General features: G+C 72.9%; 14 protein-coding genes. 11 read left to right on the top strand and 3 right to left on the bottom strand.

All coding sequences use genetic code 11. The features are described 5' to 3' along the window. The first annotated feature begins 96 nt into the window (after positions 1 to 96). The 3 genes from OG385_RS05875 (at position 97) to OG385_RS05865 (ending at position 3,318) form a co-directional block, all read left to right on the top strand. Positions 97 to 942: a GNAT family N-acetyltransferase gene (locus tag OG385_RS05875; protein ID WP_266852435.1), complete on the top strand. Its 846-nt coding sequence runs from the start codon at positions 97 to 99 to the stop codon at positions 940 to 942. Between the two features lie 30 nt (positions 943 to 972). Further along, positions 973 to 1,554: a GNAT family N-acetyltransferase gene (locus tag OG385_RS05870; RefSeq protein ID WP_266852433.1), complete on the top strand. Its 582-nt coding sequence runs from the start codon at positions 973 to 975 to the stop codon at positions 1,552 to 1,554. A gap of 69 nt (positions 1,555 to 1,623) precedes the next feature. Further along, positions 1,624 to 3,318 carry a proline--tRNA ligase gene (locus OG385_RS05865; protein ID WP_266852431.1) on the top strand — a complete coding sequence of 565 codons (1,695 nt, stop codon included), beginning with the start codon at positions 1,624 to 1,626 and terminating at the stop codon, positions 3,316 to 3,318. A gap of 98 nt (positions 3,319 to 3,416) precedes the next feature. Here the strand turns inward: OG385_RS05865 and OG385_RS05860 are convergent, their stop codons facing one another. From OG385_RS05860 to OG385_RS05850, 3 genes are read right to left on the bottom strand one after another with little or no spacing between them, the layout of a single operon-like run. Then, positions 3,417 to 4,319, bottom strand: a complete 903-nt coding sequence (locus OG385_RS05860) for an aminoglycoside phosphotransferase family protein (protein WP_266852429.1) — start codon at positions 4,317 to 4,319, stop codon at positions 3,417 to 3,419. Next, the gene (locus OG385_RS05855; protein ID WP_266852427.1) at positions 4,316 to 4,768 is read right to left on the bottom strand and encodes a ferritin-like domain-containing protein; all 453 of its coding nucleotides are present in this window, start codon (positions 4,766 to 4,768) and stop codon (positions 4,316 to 4,318) included. The genes OG385_RS05860 and OG385_RS05855 overlap by 4 nt, the downstream gene beginning before the upstream one ends. Then, on the bottom strand, positions 4,768 to 5,286 hold the full coding sequence (locus tag OG385_RS05850; protein ID WP_266852426.1) for a hypothetical protein: 519 nt from the start codon (positions 5,284 to 5,286) through the stop codon (positions 4,768 to 4,770). Before OG385_RS05850 ends, OG385_RS05855 begins: the two co-directional genes overlap by 1 nt. A gap of 181 nt (positions 5,287 to 5,467) precedes the next feature. Here OG385_RS05850 and rimP point away from each other — a divergent pair, with 181 nt between their 5' ends. The 8 genes from rimP (at position 5,468) to OG385_RS05810 (ending at position 16,232) form a co-directional block, all read left to right on the top strand. After that, positions 5,468 to 5,965, top strand: coding sequence for a ribosome maturation factor RimP (gene rimP / locus OG385_RS05845; RefSeq protein WP_266852425.1), 498 nt, complete (start codon positions 5,468 to 5,470; stop codon positions 5,963 to 5,965). A gap of 2 nt (positions 5,966 to 5,967) precedes the next feature. Further along, positions 5,968 to 6,981, top strand: coding sequence for a transcription termination factor NusA (gene nusA, locus OG385_RS05840; protein ID WP_266852423.1), 1,014 nt, complete (start codon positions 5,968 to 5,970; stop codon positions 6,979 to 6,981). Positions 6,982 to 7,102: 121 nt separating this feature from the next. Next, the gene (locus OG385_RS05835; RefSeq protein WP_266852421.1) at positions 7,103 to 7,381 is read left to right on the top strand and encodes a YlxR family protein; all 279 of its coding nucleotides are present in this window, start codon (positions 7,103 to 7,105) and stop codon (positions 7,379 to 7,381) included. Positions 7,382 to 7,528: 147 nt separating this feature from the next. After that, the gene (infB, locus tag OG385_RS05830; protein ID WP_266852419.1) at positions 7,529 to 10,630 is read left to right on the top strand and encodes a translation initiation factor IF-2; all 3,102 of its coding nucleotides are present in this window, start codon (positions 7,529 to 7,531) and stop codon (positions 10,628 to 10,630) included. A 155-nt stretch (positions 10,631 to 10,785) separates the two neighbouring features. Then, a complete protein-coding gene (locus OG385_RS05825) occupies positions 10,786 to 11,082 on the top strand; it encodes a DUF503 domain-containing protein (protein ID WP_266852417.1) in 297 nt (98 codons plus the stop codon). Positions 11,083 to 11,108: 26 nt separating this feature from the next. Next, a complete protein-coding gene (gene rbfA, locus OG385_RS05820) occupies positions 11,109 to 11,588 on the top strand; it encodes a 30S ribosome-binding factor RbfA (protein ID WP_266852416.1) in 480 nt (159 codons plus the stop codon). Beyond that, positions 11,585 to 12,484, top strand: coding sequence for a tRNA pseudouridine(55) synthase TruB (gene truB / locus OG385_RS05815; protein WP_266852415.1), 900 nt, complete (start codon positions 11,585 to 11,587; stop codon positions 12,482 to 12,484). The genes rbfA and truB overlap by 4 nt, the downstream gene beginning before the upstream one ends. A gap of 226 nt (positions 12,485 to 12,710) precedes the next feature. Beyond that, complete coding sequence (locus tag OG385_RS05810; protein ID WP_266860659.1) at positions 12,711 to 16,232, top strand: serine protease; 3,522 nt, start codon at positions 12,711 to 12,713, stop codon at positions 16,230 to 16,232. The last annotated feature ends 20 nt before the right edge of the window (positions 16,233 to 16,252 follow it).

Below are 16,252 nucleotides of genomic sequence, written 5' to 3'. Positions count from 1 at the left end.
GGTCGAGCCGTGACCGACGCCGGACAGACGCGCTGCAACGCTAGCAAGAAGCGCGATGCCGTGACATTGCCCCGAAGGAGCGTTGGAGCGACCCTTGTGTTGACGCAGACCACCACCCGGGTCCTCGAACCCGGCGAACTCGACGCGGCGCTTGAGATCCTGCACAGCGATCCCGTCGTCAACGCCTTCGTGACGTCCCGCGTCCAGGTCGCCGGACTCGACCCGTGGCGGCTCGGCGGCGAGATGTGGGGCTGGTACACCGGGGGCCGGCTCCGCTCGCTCTGCTACTCCGGCGCCAACCTCGTCCCGATCTGCGCGGGCCCCGACGCCGTACGCGCCTTCGCCGAACGCGCCCGCCGGGCCGGCCGTCGCTGCTCCTCCATCGTGGGCCCCGCCGACTCCACCGCGCTGCTGTGGCGGCTGCTCGAACCGAGCTGGGGCCCCGCCCGCGACGTCCGCGCCCACCAGCCCATGATGGTCACCGAGCAGCCCTCGCCCGACATCGCGCCCGACCCGCTCGTCCGCCGCATCCGCAAGGACGAGCTGGAAGTGATCATGCCCGCCTGTGTGGCCATGTTCACCGAGGAGGTCGGGGTCTCCCCGATGGCGGGGGACGGCGGACTGCTCTACCAGGCACGCGTCGCCGAACTGGTCGGCTCCGGCCGCTCCTTCGCCCGGATCGAGAACGGCCAGGTCGTCTTCAAGGCCGAGATCGGCGCCGCCACTTCACTGGCCTGCCAGATCCAGGGCGTCTGGGTCGCCCCCGAGTTCCGCGGCCGCGGTCTCTCCGAGACGGGCATGGCCGCCGTCCTGCGCTACGCGCTCGCCGATGTGGCCCCCGTGGTCAGCCTGTACGTCAACGACTTCAACTCCGCGGCGCGCGCCGCCTACCGCAGGGTCGGCTTCCGTGAGGTCGGGGCCTTCATGAGCGTCCTGTTCTGACACCGGAGTTCTGAGGTTAGGGTGCCGACCATGGATGACGCAGTGGTCGGGCCGGTCGATCTCGCCGGACGAGTGGACGAAGCGCTGGCCGTACAGGCCCTCGCGTTCGGCCTCAGCGAGGCGGAGGTCGCCGTACGCCGCCACATCGTGCTGCGCCATCTGCAGAACCCCGGCGCCCGCGCACTCGGCGCGACGGCGCCCGACGGCAGCCTGGTCGGCTTCGTGTACGGGATGCCCAACAGCCGCGCCCACTGGTGGTCCACGGTGGTCGAGCCGTATCTGCGCTCCACCGGCACCGACTTCTGGCTCGACGACTCCTTCGTGATCACCGAACTGCACGTCCACCCCGGCTTCCAGGGCCGGGGCACCGGCCGCGCGCTGATCACCGCGATCACCGACAGCGCCGCCGAACCGCGCTCGATCCTCTCCGCCATCGACCGGGAGTCCCCGGCCCGCGGTCTCTACCGCTCGCTGGGGTACACGGACCTCGCGCGGCAGGTCCACTTCCCCAGCGCGGGAATGCCGTACGCGGTGATGGGCGCCCCGCTCCCGCTGCTCCGCCCCGGGCCCGCCCCCGTAACCGATTTCCGCCCGCCCGCCGGGCCCGGTTAACCTCCTGACATCACTTACGGGGGTCCGGGGGGCGTCCCCCGGAAAACACAGCCAAGCAGGAGAGTCACCATGGCCCAGGTCCAGCGCATGTCCCGGTTGATGGTCAAGACCTTGCGCGACGACCCGGCGGACGCGGAGACGCTCAGCCACAAGCTCCTGGTCCGCGCCGGTTACGTACGCCGCAACGCGGCCGGGATCTGGACCTGGCTGCCGCTGGGCAAGAAGGTCCTCGACAACGTCTCCCGCGTGGTGCGCGAGGAGATGGACGGCATCGGCGCGCAGGAGGTCCTGCTCCCCGCGCTGCTGCCCAGGGAGCCCTACGAGGCGTCCGGCCGCTGGGAGGAGTACGGCGACCTGCTCTTCCGCCTCAAGGACCGCAAGGGCGCCGACTACCTCCTCGGCCCGACGCACGAGGAGATCTTCACCCAGACCGTCAAGGACCAGTGCACGTCCTACAAGGACCTGCCGGTGATGCTGTACCAGATCCAGACGAAGTACCGGGACGAGGCGCGTCCGCGCTCCGGCGTGCTGCGCGGCCGTGAGTTCCAGATGAAGGACTCGTACTCCTTCGACACCACGGACCAGGGCCTGGCCGAGTCCTACCGGCTGCACCGCGAGGCGTACATCAGGATCTTCGAGCGCCTCGGTCTCGACCACCGGATCGTCTCGGCCGTCTCCGGTGCCATGGGCGGCTCGGCCTCCGAGGAGTTCCTGGCCCCGGCCGCCGCCGGTGAGGACACCTTCGTGGACTGCCCGCAGTGCGACTACGCGGCCAACACCGAGGCGGTCACCTTCACCGCCCCCGCGGTGGACGCCACCGAGCACGGCGCCGTCGAGGAGCTGGACACCCCCGACACCCCGACGATCGAGACGCTGGCCGCGCACCTCGGCGTACCCGCGTCCGCGACTCTGAAGAACCTCCTGGTGAAGGTCGACGGCGAGATCGTCGCCGTCGGCGTGCCCGGCCACCGCGAGGTGGACCTCGGCAAGCTGGGCGAGCACCTGGCCCCCGCCGTGGTCGAGCTGGTCACCGCCGAGGACTTCGAGGACCGCCCCGACCTGGTACGCGGTTATGTCGGCCCGCAGGGTCTCGAAAAGGTCCGCTACATCGCCGATCCGCGGGTCGCGGCCGGTACGGCCTGGATCACCGGCGCCAACAAGCCCGGCAAGCACGCGCGCAACGTGGTCGCCGGACGCGACTTCGAGGTGGACGACTACCTCGACGTGGTGGTCGTCGAGCCCGGCGACCCCTGCCCGTCCTGCGGCACGGGTCTCAAGCTGGACCGTGCGATCGAGATCGGCCACATCTTCCAGCTGGGCCGCAAGTACGCGGACACCTTCCAGCTCGACGTGCTGGGCCAGCAGGGCAAGCCGGTCCGGGTCACCATGGGCTCGTACGGCATCGGCGTCTCCCGCGCCGTGGCGGCACTCGCCGAGCAGTCCGCGGACGACAAGGGGCTGTGCTGGTCCAAGGAGGTCGCACCGGCCGACGTGCACGTCGTCGCGGCGGGCAAGGCACTCCAGACCGAACTGGCCCTGGACGTCGCCGAGAAGCTGGGTGCGGCCGGTGTACGGGTGCTGGTCGACGACCGCGCCGGGGTCTCTCCCGGGGTGAAGTTCACCGACTCCGAGCTGATCGGCGTCCCGCAGATCCTGGTCGCCGGCCGCCGGGCTGCGGACGGCGTCCTCGAACTCAAGGACCGGCGCACGGGCGAGCGCGAGGAGCTCACGGTCGCCGAGGCGATCGAGCGGCTGGCCGGCTGAGTCACCGGAGTTCTGAGTACGAGCAGCTGGAAGGTACGGGACCGGGCGGGCCGGGGCGGAAGCTCAGGACCGCCCGGCCCCGTACCCGGCGGAGCGGCTCAGAGCCAGCCCGCGAACTCCAGCAGCAGCTCGCCGTCCTGCCGGCGTCCCGCCGCGACCGCCCGCACCCCCGACTCCACCGCCCGGAACAGTGTCCAGCCGTGCAGCCGCGCGTGCTCGACCTCCAGCGAGTCCGCCAGCCGGTTCACCCGGCGCCGCACCGTGGAGGGGCCGACAGCGGCGGCGACCAGGTCGTCGACCCGGTCGCGCACCAGCCGGGCCAGGTCGTACGCCCGCTCGCCGACCACGGGGTCGGGGCCCACCGCCAGCCACGGGTTGCGCTCGCCCGCGAGCACCTTGCTCTGGCGGAAATTGCCGTGCAGCAGCACGCTCTCGGGAGCCGAAGCGAGCAGTTCGTCGCGTGCCGTGAGCGCCGCGTCGACCAGTGGGACGACCAGCGGCTCGGCCGTCGCGCGCATCGCCTCGGCCTGCCGGGCGGTCCGCTCGGCCACCGTCTCGAAACCGTGCCCGTCCGGCGGCGCCACCCAGAGCTTGCGCACCGTGCCCGCGGCCTCCAGCAGAGCCTTGGCCTCCGGGAGCGAGTGCAGCGAGACCTCGGGGTGCAGACGCTCCAGCAGCAGAGCGGTGTCGCCCGGGGAAGCGTCGTCGAGCAGTTGCGCGGCGCCCCAGCCGTTCCAGTGCGCCAGCGCGGCCCGCTCCAGATCGGGCCGGGCGAAGGGCGGAGCCAGTTTCAGTACCGCATGGGTCCCGTCGGCGCGGCGCACCAGCACGATCAGGGCGCTCCGGCCGCCCGGGGCCTGCACCCGCTCGGCAGTCAACTCCCGTACGTCGAGGGCCCCTTGCATATCAGTCTGAATCCGGCCGAGCCAGTCGGTGGCGGCGGCGTCCCCGTACGTCTCGCCGAGCGCCCGGACAAGCCGCTGCGGCGGTTCGAAAGTCATGCGTGCGTGGTTCCCTTTCCGGCAGCCCCTGCGGCCCGCTCGGCGAGCCCCGGAAAGGCTACGCTGCCGTCGCCGCGCCACCGCGCAGCCCGCACGGCGGCCTCCCGCAGGGCCAGCGCCGCCTCGTGCCGCAGCGGCCCCTGTGCGGCCCGCACCAGGTCGGAGTAGACATCGGCCACCCGGTCCTCCAGAACGGCGGCGAGCCGGACCGCGTCGTCCTGCCCCGCCACCTCGAAGGGCAGCGCGTAGGCCGCCGACGCCGCGACCGGCTTCCCGCCCAGGTCCTGCACGGTCCTGACCAGCGCGTCGCGCCGGGCGCGGTGGGCGTCGTACGCCTGGCGCGCCTCGGTCCTGCGCGCCGGAGCGACCCGGCCGCCGACGACGCCGTACCCGTACACGGCCGCGTGCTCGGCGGCCAGTGCGGCCTGCGCCGCTTCGCGTGCGCTCATCAGTGCTCCCCCTGGGTCAGCAGATACGCGTGGACGGCGGAAGCGGCCGCGACCGAGGCCAGCAGCCTGGCCAGCTCCGGCGGGGCGTCGGCGAGTGCCGCGGTGTGGGCATCGGTGGCCCGCCGCTCGGCCGCCGCGAGAGCCTTCAGAGCGGCCTTGCGGTCGGCAGGCACCGCGGGCGGCGCCGGCGCGGGCGACGCCTTGCGGGAGGCGCCGGACGGCGTGGCCCCGGCGGGCGGTGCCAGCGCCTTCACATGCAGCGCCACGGCGTCCCGCAGCGGGCCCGCCAGCTTCTCCGTCGCCGCGTCCCGGTGCTGGGCGAGCACCGTGTCGTACAGCGCGAGCAGGGCGCCGCTGGTCCGCGCGGAGCGCTGCCTGAGCACCGTCCCGGTGCCGGGGGCGGCCGCGCCGTGTGTACGGTGGGCGGCGGACCGCTCCGAACAGCCGGTCAGGAGTGCGGCGCCGGCAGCCGCCGTCGCGCCCAGCACACTCCTGCGTGTGGTCCCCGTGCCCAGCACGTGTCTCTCCCTCGGCCCGAAGTGATCAGCGCAGGCGAGCGTACCTGCGGGTCAACACAGCGAGGACGGCAACACCCCTGGCGACCGGATACCCTTTGATCTGACACGCGACGATCAGACACGCGGCGATCGAGAAACGCGACGATCCCACAACAGCACACGCGGCCGAGGAGTCACCCGGATGAGCACCACCCAGAGCGAGAGGCTGCGCGGGCTGCTGGAACCGCTCGTCGCCGCCAAGGACCTGGATCTGGAAGAGATCGAAGTCTCCCGGGCCGGCCGGCGTGGCGTACTGAGGATCACCGTGGACTCCGACGACGGCGTCGAGCTCGACACCTGCGCCGAGCTGAGCCGGGCCATCTCCGAGAAGCTCGACGAGAGCGACGTGATGGGCGACGGCGAGTACGTACTCGAAGTCAGCTCGCCGGGCGCCGACCGACCGCTGACGGAGCACCGCCACTACGTACGGGCCACCGGCCGCCTGGCCAAGCTGACGCTGACCGGGGGCGACGAGGTGGTCGCGCGCATCCTCGCGGTGGACGCCGACGGCCTCGACCTCGAAGTGCCGGGCGTGAAGGGGCGCAAGCCGACCGCCCGCCGGGTGGACTTCGCGGAGATCGCCAAGGCACGTGTGGAGCTGGAATTCAACCGCAAGGACAAGAAGGAAGAGGAGGCGTAGCCATGGACATCGACGTAAAGCTTCTGAAGGGCTTGGCGAAGGAGAAGGAGATTTCCTTCGACCTGCTGGTCGAGGCGATCGAGTCGGCCCTCCTCATCGCCTACCACCGCACGGAGGGAAGCCGCCGCCTCGCCCGCGTGCGCCTCGACCACGACAACGGTCATGTGACGGTCTGGGCGAAAGAGGACCCGGCCGACCTCGAAGAGGGCCAGGAGGCCCGGGAGTTCGACGACACCCCGTCCGACTTCGGCCGGATCGCCGCGACCACGGCCAAGCAGGTCATCCTGCAGCGGCTGCGGGACGCGGAGGACGATCTGACCTTCGGCGAGTACGCCGGGCGCGAGGGCGATGTCGTCGCCGGGGTCGTCCAGCAGGGCAAGGACCCGCGGAACGTGCTGGTCGACATCGGCAAGCTGGAAGCGATCCTGCCGGTGCAGGAGCAGGTGCCCGGGGAGACCTACTCGCACGGGCTGCGGCTGCGTACGTACGTGGTCCGGGTGGCCAAGGGCGTCCGCGGCCCGTCGGTGACCCTCTCCCGCACCCACCCCAACCTGGTGAAGAAGCTCTTCGCGCTGGAGGTCCCGGAGATCGCGGACGGCTCGGTCGTCATCGAGGCCATCGCCCGCGAGGCCGGTCACCGGAGCAAGATCGCCGTACGGTCGACCCGGTCGGGGCTCAACCCGAAGGGCGCCTGCATCGGCCCGATGGGCAGCCGCGTCCGCAACGTCATGGCGGAGCTGCTCGGCGAGAAGATCGACATCGTGGACTGGTCGGACGATCCGGCCGAGATGGTCGCCAGCGCGCTCTCGCCGGCCCGGGTCAGCAAGGTCGAGATCGTCGACCTCGCCGCCCGCTCGGCGCGGGTCACGGTCCCGGACTACCAGCTCTCGCTGGCCATCGGCAAGGAGGGGCAGAACGCCCGCCTCGCCGCCCGGCTGACCGGCTGGCGCATCGACATCCGCCCGGACACCGAGCCGGACGGCGGTCCGTCCGACAGCCGGGACGGCGAGGCCTGAGCCGCCGGTCCCGGCTGCGCGGCCGGGACCGTAACTGCACGATTCCGGAAAACTTCAAGACAACATCCGTTCGATTCCTGCCCCAATCGGGTGGGGTCGTTACGGGGAGGTAGACTTAAACGTGTCTGGCCGGACAGTCGACCGAGCGTGCCCTGAGCGAACCTGCGTGGGATGCCGGGAGCGGACGGCCAAGAGCGAACTGCTGCGCATCGTCGTGGTTGAGGGCAAATGCGCCCCTGATCCGCGCGGTACGCTGCCCGGCCGGGGTGCGTATCTGCACCCCGCCTCGGTCTGCCTCGACCTGGCGGTCCGCCGGCGGGCGTTCTCCAGGGCCTTCAAGGTCAGGGGTCCGCTCGACAGCGCGGAACTGAACCAGTATGTCGGGCAGGCAGCACCGTAATAAGTGAACGGCACGGGTCCCCGTGCGGTCAGGTACCTCGCGAGTTGGAAGTAGGTCGAGATTGCGATGAGCACTCGATGAGTACGCGATGAGTACGCCCATGAAGTAGCGACGGTCCGGCGGTAACCCGGACCTAAAAGGAGCGAAGTGGCTAAGGTCCGGGTATACGAACTCGCCAAGGAGTTCGGAGTTGAGAGCAAGGTCGTCATGGCCAAGCTCCAAGAACTCGGTGAATTCGTACGTTCGGCGTCCTCGACGATCGAGGCGCCGGTTGTACGCAAGTTGACTGACGCTTTGCAGGGGCCCGGCGGCAACGCCGGCAAGTCCGCTGCCAAGCCCGGCGCGCCCCGCAAGGCCGCGCCCTCTCCCGCACCCCGTGCGGGTTCCACGCCCGCGGCGCCGTCCCCGGCCGCCGCGGCCCGTCCTGCTGCCCCGAAGCCCGGTGCCCCGGCCCCCAAGCCGGCCGCCGCCGAGGCTCCGCAGAGCAGCGCCCCCAGCACCCCATCGGCGCCGGCTCCGGCCGGTCCGCGTCCGGGCCCCAAGCCCGCGGCCAAGCCCGCTCCGGCGGCTCCGGTCCCGGCAGCCGAGTTCTCGGCGCCCGCACCGGCCCAGCCGACGGCGCCGCAGACCCCGCGTCCCTCGGGTGCCACCCCCGGCCCCCGTCCCACGAACGCCCGTCCGGCCCCGGCCGGCGGTCAGCGTGACGGTGGCCGCGGTGGCGAGCGTCCGGCACGGCCGGCCGGTCAGGGCGCCCCGCGCCCCGGCGGCAACCGTCCGTCCGGTCCCCGCCCGGGCAACAACCCGTTCACCTCCGGTGGCTCCACCGGTATGGCCCGCCCGCAGGCACCCCGTCCCGGTGGCGCCCCGCGTCCCGGCGGCGGCCAGGACCGCCCCGGCGGCCCGCGCCCGCAGGGTGGTCCCGGTGGCGCTCCGCGTCCCCAGGGCCAGGGTCAGGGCGGCGCCCGTCCCAGCCCCGGTGGTATGCCCCGTCCGCAGGGCGGCGCCCCGCGGCCTGGCGGCGCCCCCGGCGGTAACCGTCCCAACCCCGGCATGATGCCGCAGCGTCCGGCTGCCAGCCCCCGTCCCGGTGGCGGTCCCGGCGGTGGCGGTCGTGGTCCCGGCGGCGGCGCAGGCCGTCCCGGCGGCGGCGCCCGTCCCGGCGGCGGCGGCTTCGCCGGTCGTCCGGCAGGTCCCGGCGGCGGCGGTCGTCCCGGCGGCGGCGGTGGCTTCGGCGGCCGTCCCGGCGGCGGTGCTCCCGGCGGTGGCTTCGGTGGACGTCCCGGATTCGCGGGCCGTCCCGGCGGCCCCGGTGGCCGCGGTGGCACACAGGGTGCCTTCGGCCGTCCCGGCGGGCCCGCCCGCCGAGGCCGCAAGTCGAAGAGGCAGAGGCGCCAGGAGTACGAGGCCATGCAGGCCCCGTCGGTGGGCGGCGTCATGCTGCCCCGCGGCAACGGACAGGCCGTCCGGCTGTCGCGCGGTGCCTCCCTCACCGACTTCGCGGAGAAGATCAACGCCAACCCGGCGTCGCTCGTCGCCGTGATGATGAACCTCGGCGAGATGGTCACGGCCACGCAGTCCGTCTCCGACGAGACGCTGAAGCTCCTCGCGGACGAGATGAACTACGTCCTGGAGATCGTCAGCCCGGAGGAGGAGGACCGCGAGCTGCTCGAGTCCTTCGACATCGAGTTCGGCGAGGACGAGGGCGGCGAAGAGGCTCTCGTCTCGCGCCCGCCGGTCGTCACCGTCATGGGTCACGTCGACCACGGTAAGACCCGGCTGCTCGACGCGATCCGCAAGACGAACGTCATCGCGGGCGAGGCCGGCGGCATCACCCAGCACATCGGTGCCTACCAGGTCTCCTCCGAGGTCAACGGCGAGGACCGCCGTATCACCTTCATCGACACCCCGGGTCACGAGGCGTTCACCGCCATGCGTGCCCGTGGTGCGAAGTCGACCGACATCGCGATCCTCGTGGTGGCGGCGAACGACGGTGTGATGCCCCAGACGATCGAGGCGCTGAACCACGTCAAGGCGGCCGGTGTGCCGATCGTCGTCGCGGTCAACAAGATCGACGTCGAGGGTGCCGACCCGACCAAGGTGCGCGGTCAGCTCACCGAGTTCGGTCTGGTGGCCGAGGAGTACGGCGGCGACACGATGTTCGTCGACATCTCCGCCAAGCAGGGTCTCCACATCGATTCCCTCCTGGAGGCCGTCGTCCTCACCGCCGACGCCTCGCTCGACCTGCGGGCCAACCCGGAGCAGGACGCGCAGGGTATTGCGATCGAGTCCCACCTGGACAAGGGCCGCGGTGCTGTCTCGACCGTCCTGGTCCAGCGCGGCACGCTGCGCATCGGCGACACCATGGTCGTCGGCGACGCGTACGGCCGGGTCCGGGCGATGCTCGACGACAACGGCAACAACCTTGAGGAAGCGGGTCCCTCGACCCCCGTCCTCGTACTGGGTCTCACCAACGTCCCGGGTGCCGGCGACAACTTCCTGGTGGTCGACGAGGACCGTACGGCCCGTCAGATCGCCGAGAAGCGTGCCGCCCGTGAGCGCAACGCCAACTTCGCCCGCAAGGGCGTCAGGTTCTCCCTGGAGAACCTGGACGAGGCGCTCAAGGCCGGTCTGGTCCAGGAGCTCAACCTCATCATCAAGGGCGACGCGTCCGGTTCGGTGGAGGCTCTCGAATCCTCGCTGCTCCAGCTCGACGTCGGCGAAGAGGTCGACATCCGGATCCTGCACCGCGGTGTGGGTGCGGTCACCGAGTCGGACATCGACCTGGCGACCGGCTCCGACGCCATCGTCATCGGCTTCAACGTGCGCGCCGCAGGGCGTGCCGCGCAGATGGCCGAGCGCGAAGGTGTGGACGTCCGGTACTACTCGGTCATCTACCAGGCGATCGAAGAGATCGAAGCGGCCCTCAAGGGCATGCTCAAGCCGGAGTACGAAGAGGTCGAGCTCGGTACGGCGGAGATCCGCGAGATCTTCCGCTCGTCCAAGCTGGGCAACATCGCCGGTGTGCTGGTCCGCTCCGGCGAGGTCAAGCGCAACACGAAGGCGCGCCTGCTGCGCGATGGCAAGGTCATCGCGGAGAACCTCAACATCTCCGGTCTGCGCCGCTTCAAGGACGACGTCACCGAGATCCGCGAAGGGTTCGAGGGTGGTATCAACCTCGGCAACTTCAACGACATCAAGATCGACGACGTCATCGCGACGTACGAGATGCGCGAGAAGCCCCGCGGCTGATCCGTATCGCGGTTGATCCGTGCAGCGTCAGTCGGGGCCGCTCGGCGGGAGTTATATCCGTCGAGCGGCCCCGGCCGTTGCGTGTACGGTTCTGGATGTCCCCGCCAAGCGGTTGGCGGGGCGCGACCCCGAACCGGCGGGACATCCGGACATGCATGTATGTAGGGACACTGTCCTTCGATCTCCTGCTCGGCGACGTACGGTCGCTGAAGGAGAAACGCTCCGTCGTCCGGCCCATCGTGGCCGAACTCCAGCGCAAGTTCGCGGTGAGCGCGGCTGAGGTCGGCGACCAGGATCTGCACCGCAGAGCCAGGATCGGCCTCGCTGTGGTGTCCGGCGGGACGGAGCACCTCACTGATGTACTCGACCGGTGCGAGCGGCTTGTCGCCGCCCGGCCCGAGGTGGAGCTGCTGTCCGTACGACGGCGGCTGCACGGCGACGAAGACGATTGAGCAAGGCTCTAGAAGGAGACGGACCAGTGGCCGACAACGCGCGGGCGAAGAAGCTGGCGGACCTCATCCAGGAGGTGGTCGCCGAGAAACTGCAGCGCGGCATCAAGGACCCCCGGCTGGGCACGCACGTGACCATCACGGACACCCGCGTCACCGGTGACCTGCGGGAGGCCACGGTCTTCTACACGGTCTACGGGGACGACGAGGAGCGGGCGAGCGCGGCAGCCGGTCTGGAGAGTGCCAAGGGCATCCTGCGCTCGGCGGTCGGCGCCGCGGCGGGGACGAAGTTCACCCCCACCCTCGCCTTCGTGGCGGACGCCCTGCCGGAGAACGCCAAGGCGATCGAGGATCTCCTCGACCGGGCCAGGGCGTCGGACGCCAAGGTGCGCGAGGCGTCGTCCGGCGCCACGTACGCCGGCGGCGCCGACCCGTACCGCAAGCCGGAGGACGAGACCGACGAGGCCACCGGATCCAGCGACGACGACGGGGACAACGCCTCCGCATGACACAGCAGAACACCGTGCCGGACGGCCTTGTCATCGTCGACAAGCCGTCCGGCTTCACTTCGCACGACGTCGTGGCCAAGATGCGCGGGATCGCGAAGACCCGCCGGGTCGGCCACGCGGGCACCCTCGACCCGATGGCCACGGGCGTCCTCGTCCTCGGCGTCGAGAAGGCCACCAAGATGCTCGGCCATCTGGCGCTGACCGAGAAGGAGTACCTCGGTACGATCCGGCTCGGCCAGAACACCGTCACCGACGACGCCGAGGGCGAGATCACCTCGTCCACCGACGCATCTGCGGTGACCCGTGAGGCCATCGACGCCGGGGTGGCCGAGCAGACCGGCGCCATCATGCAGGTGCCGTCCAAGGTCAGCGCCATCAAGATCGACGGAAAGCGTTCGTACGCGCGGGTGCGCGGCGGCGAGGAGTTCGACATCCCGGCCCGCCCGGTGACGGTCTCCTCGTTCCGGGTGTACGACGTCCGCCCGGCCGTCGCCGATGACGGGACGCCCGTCGTCGACCTGGTCGTCTCGGTGGTCTGCTCCTCCGGTACGTACATCCGCGCCATCGCCCGCGACCTCGGCACCGCTACCGGGGTCGGCGGCCATCTGACGGCGCTGCGCCGGACCCGGGTCGGCCCGTACGGGCTCGACACGGCCCGGACGCTGGACCAGCTCCAGGAGGAGCTGACCGTCATGCCGGCCGCCGACGCCGCAGCTGCCGCGTTCCCCCGCTGGGACGTGGACGAGAGGCGGGCCAGGCTGCTGCTCAACGGCGTCCGGCTCGACATGCCCGGCTACCCGGCCGGGGCCGTGGCCGCCTTCGGTCCCGACGATCGCCTTCTCGCCCTGGTCGAGGAGGAGAACGGCAAGGCGAAGAGCCTTGCCGTCTTCGGCTGACCTCTTCGGCCGGCCGGCCCGTCTTCGTCCGGCCCACCGTGGAGCGGGCAGGGCCGCTTGCCCGCTCCACGATCCCCCTCGCAAGGGGTCTGTCCATCGTGGCCCCGGGATTCACTCGTTCGGCCAGGCGCTCGGAGTGAATGCCCGGAGCGCAAGGGGGCGCTTTCGGCCGGTGTCCTTCTCCCGGCGATCACCGCGCGCCTACGGTCGGACCATGGGAAGCGGGGTGGGAAGCGGGGACCGGGAGACGCTGGTACGCATCTGCGATCCGGCGGGACGGCAGAGGGGCACCGGCTTCGTCGCCGACGACCGGGGCACGGTGGTGACCAGCCATGAGGTGGTCGCCGGCCTCACCGGAGCCGTGCTGCACGGAGCGGACGGCCGGACGTGCCGTGCCGGGTCCGAAGCGATCACCGCCCTGCCCGAACTGGGCCTCGCCCTGCTCAGCGGCGAGGACCTCGGCGTACCACCCCTGCCGCTGGCCGTCCGGGACACGGTCGGCACCGGCACCTATGTCCGCGTCGCCGCACTCGGCTGGCGCGCCGCGCGCGTCCTGGGCGAGACCGCCGTGACCTACGCGGCGGACGGCCACCACCACCGGCTCGCCGCCGCCCTGGAACTGGCGCTCGGCACGCAGGGCAGCGACGCGCTCCGGCCGGGCAGCGCGGCGGCCGGCGGGCCCGTCGTGGACGCGTCGACCGGTGCCGTGCTCGGAGTCGTCGGCACCGCTCTCCGGGGTGATCACCCGGTGGCCGGCCTCGCCGTTCCGCTGCGCGGCGCCGCGCTCGCCCCGCTGCTGCGGCGCAACGCCGCGACGGTCCCCGGCTACGGCCAGGACCTCAACCTCGCCGGCGTCCTGGAGCTGACCGCCACCTCGGTCGGCGCCGCCGGCTCCGCCGAGCTGTGGCACGACCCGGTCGAGCGGCCCGGCATCGCCGCCCCGCTGGACGCCTTCCAGTCGGCCGGCGGACCCGTGCTCGGCCTGGTCGGCGCCCCCGGCACGGGACGGACGACGGAGCTGACCGCCCTCGCGGCCCGCCGGGCCCGTGGCGCGCAGCCCGCCCCCACGGTCTGGCTGCGCGGCGCCGATCTGCGCGCCGCCGATGTCTCGGTCGCCGACGCGGTGGCCCGTACGGTCCGGCAGGCCGGGCGGATCGTGGGCGCCGATCGAAGTGGCGGACTGGACCGTGCCACCCCGGAGCGGATCGCCCGCCTCGCGGCCGCCGCCGGTCAGCCCCTGCTCATCCTGCTGGACGGCCCGGAGGAGATGGCACCGCTGCCGGCCGGCGCGCTGCCGGAGTGGGCCGCGGCCACCACGCGCTGGCTGGGCGCGCACGGGGTGCGGATGGTGGTCGCCTGCCGCCCCGAGTACTGGGAGCAGGCGGCCGGGCTCCTCGGCCCCCGGGGTGCGGACTGCGTGCGGATCGGGGACCTGCCGCCGCACGAGGCCGAGCGGGCCCGGCAGCGCTACGGCATCCCCGAGGAGATGCTCGCCCCGGAGGACGCGGGCCATCCGCTCACACTGCGGATGCTCGCCGAGGTGCGGGCCGCGCTCCCCGACGGGGTGGACGGCAGGCCGGCCCGTGAGGACGTGTTCACCGCGTACCTGGATCTGCTCTGTCTGCGGACCGCCGTACGGATCGCGGCCGACCGGCGCCCCGCGCCCCGGGGCACGGCGGTGCGGCGCCTCGCCGCCGGGGTCTCGGGCCGGGTGCACGAGGCGGCGCGGCGCTGCCTGGGCCCCGGGCAGGGCGAGCTGGACCGGGCCTCCTTCGAGGAGCTCTTCCCGTGGCGTACCGGCTGGGCTTCGGCCGTGCTCACCGAGGGGCTGCTCACCCCGGCGGGCGCCGGATACCGCTTCGCGCACGGCGAGCTCGCCGACTGGGTGCAGGGCGAGCACCTCGACGTGGACGGCGCCCTGTACGCGCTGGTGCACCGCCGAGCGGCGGAACCGCCCGGGACCGCCACCAGGCTCCCGGAGCGCACCGAAGCCGCCGCTGTGCGGCCTCCGCCGACCGTGCCCCGGCACCGGGCCGGGCCGGTGGTCCAGGCGCTGCTGCTGCTCGGGCGCCGGCACGGCCACCACGAACTGGGCCGCCGGCTGCGCGAGTTGATCGAGGCGCTGGACCGGATGCAGGACGTGCCCGCTGAGCCGCGCGTGCCGCGACCGAGCCGGGAGGCGGGCACCGGGGCGGAGCCCGTGCCGCTCGCCGACCCGGAGTGGTGGGCCGCGCGGCTGCTCGCCGATGTGCTGCTCCGCGTCCCCGACGCCGGCCCGTACATCGGCGTACTGCGGCTGCTCGCCGACCGGATCACCCTCCTGTCGGTCCGCGCGGGCGGACCGCGCGGGCTCGGCGGGTTCCGCGCTTTCGACAGTGCGTTCTGGGAGCGGCTGCGGCTCGGCGAGAGCCGGCGCATCGACCTCCTGCGGCGGCTGGTGCCCGCCGACGGAGCCCCCGGCGCGCGGACCGCCGACCGCTATCTGGACGCCGCAGCCCGGCGACTCGCCGCCGAGCCCAGGACCGTACAGCCGCTACTGTGCCTCTGGTTCGGCGACGAACGGCTGCTGCCGTCCGACGACAGCGCCGAGCTGCGGCCCACCGTCGCGGGGGCCGCACAGGCGCTGCTGTACGCCCGGCGCGGGCTGGCCGTCGACGACCTCGCCGAAGCGCTCGCCGCCACCGATCACCCCCGCGCCGACGAACTGCTCGCCGCGCTCGCCGAGGACGAGACGTCCGCGCTCTGCCGTGCCGTGGACCGCTGGGCGCACGACGACCGGCCCGAGCGCCGGGCGACCGCAGCCCGCCAGGCCGTGCGCGCCGCAGTGCACGCCACGACCGCCGCCGACCGCGAGCTGCTGCGGTACGCCGCACTGGCCCTGCTCGCCCGCCCCGACGACAGCGCGCTGCACGGCCCCGCACTGGCCCTGCTCGTCGGCGACCCGCACACCCGTGCCCGGCATCTGCCGCGTGCCCTGGCCCTGTTCGAGTCCGGCGGGACGCAGCTGCCCGCCGCGGCGCTCGCCGCCGCCCTGCCCACCCATCCCGAGCCGGTGTTCGCCGCCTTCGAGGCCGTCCTGCGGGCGCGGCCGGACAGCGCGGGCCCGGTGCTGAGCGCGCTCGCCGGGATCAGCACCCCCGCCCCGGCCCGCCGCGCCGCCGCGCTCGTCCACGAGTACATCGACCGTCACCCGGCGGGCGCCGGGCATGCCGCCGCGTTCGTCGACCGCCGCCTGGAGGACGGCCCGGCCGCCCGCGCCGTCATCTTCCCGCTGGTCACCAGTCTGCTGCGGGGCCGTCCGAGCTCCGTGCGCGCGGCGCTCGCCCCGGTGCTCGCCGCGCCGGGGGGCCAGGGATCGCGCGCGATGCGGGCCGAGCTGCTCGACGTACTCCTGGAGTACGAGCGGTACGAGGCCAGGGACGGACTCGCCGCCCTTGAGGCCCTGGTGCGGGCCGCGGCGCAGGGTGCGGGCCGCCGCGCGGAGCCCCGGACCCGCGATCTGGTCCACCGCGCCGGACTGCTGCTGGTCCGTACGCCCGACGGAGCGGCCGTCCTCGACCGGCTCCTGGCCGAACTGTCCACACAGTGGCCCGTCTTCGCCGGACAGCTCGCCGACTGGCTGGCCTGCGCGCCGCAGGAGTGGGCCGCGGTCGTCGGCCCGGACACCCGCCGCACGGTCGGGAAGCCGGGTGCCCCGATGCCGATGCACGCCGCGAGCGCCGGACATGGCAGTCTTAGACCTGCGTAACTGCAGGGCATTGATCATGT

Source organism: Streptomyces sp. NBC_01306 (assembly GCF_026340465.1).
Lineage (GTDB): Bacteria > Actinomycetota > Actinomycetes > Streptomycetales > Streptomycetaceae > Streptomyces.
The sequence above is the reverse complement of the archived record's forward strand: the minus strand, read 5'-3'. Positions and strand labels throughout refer to the sequence as shown.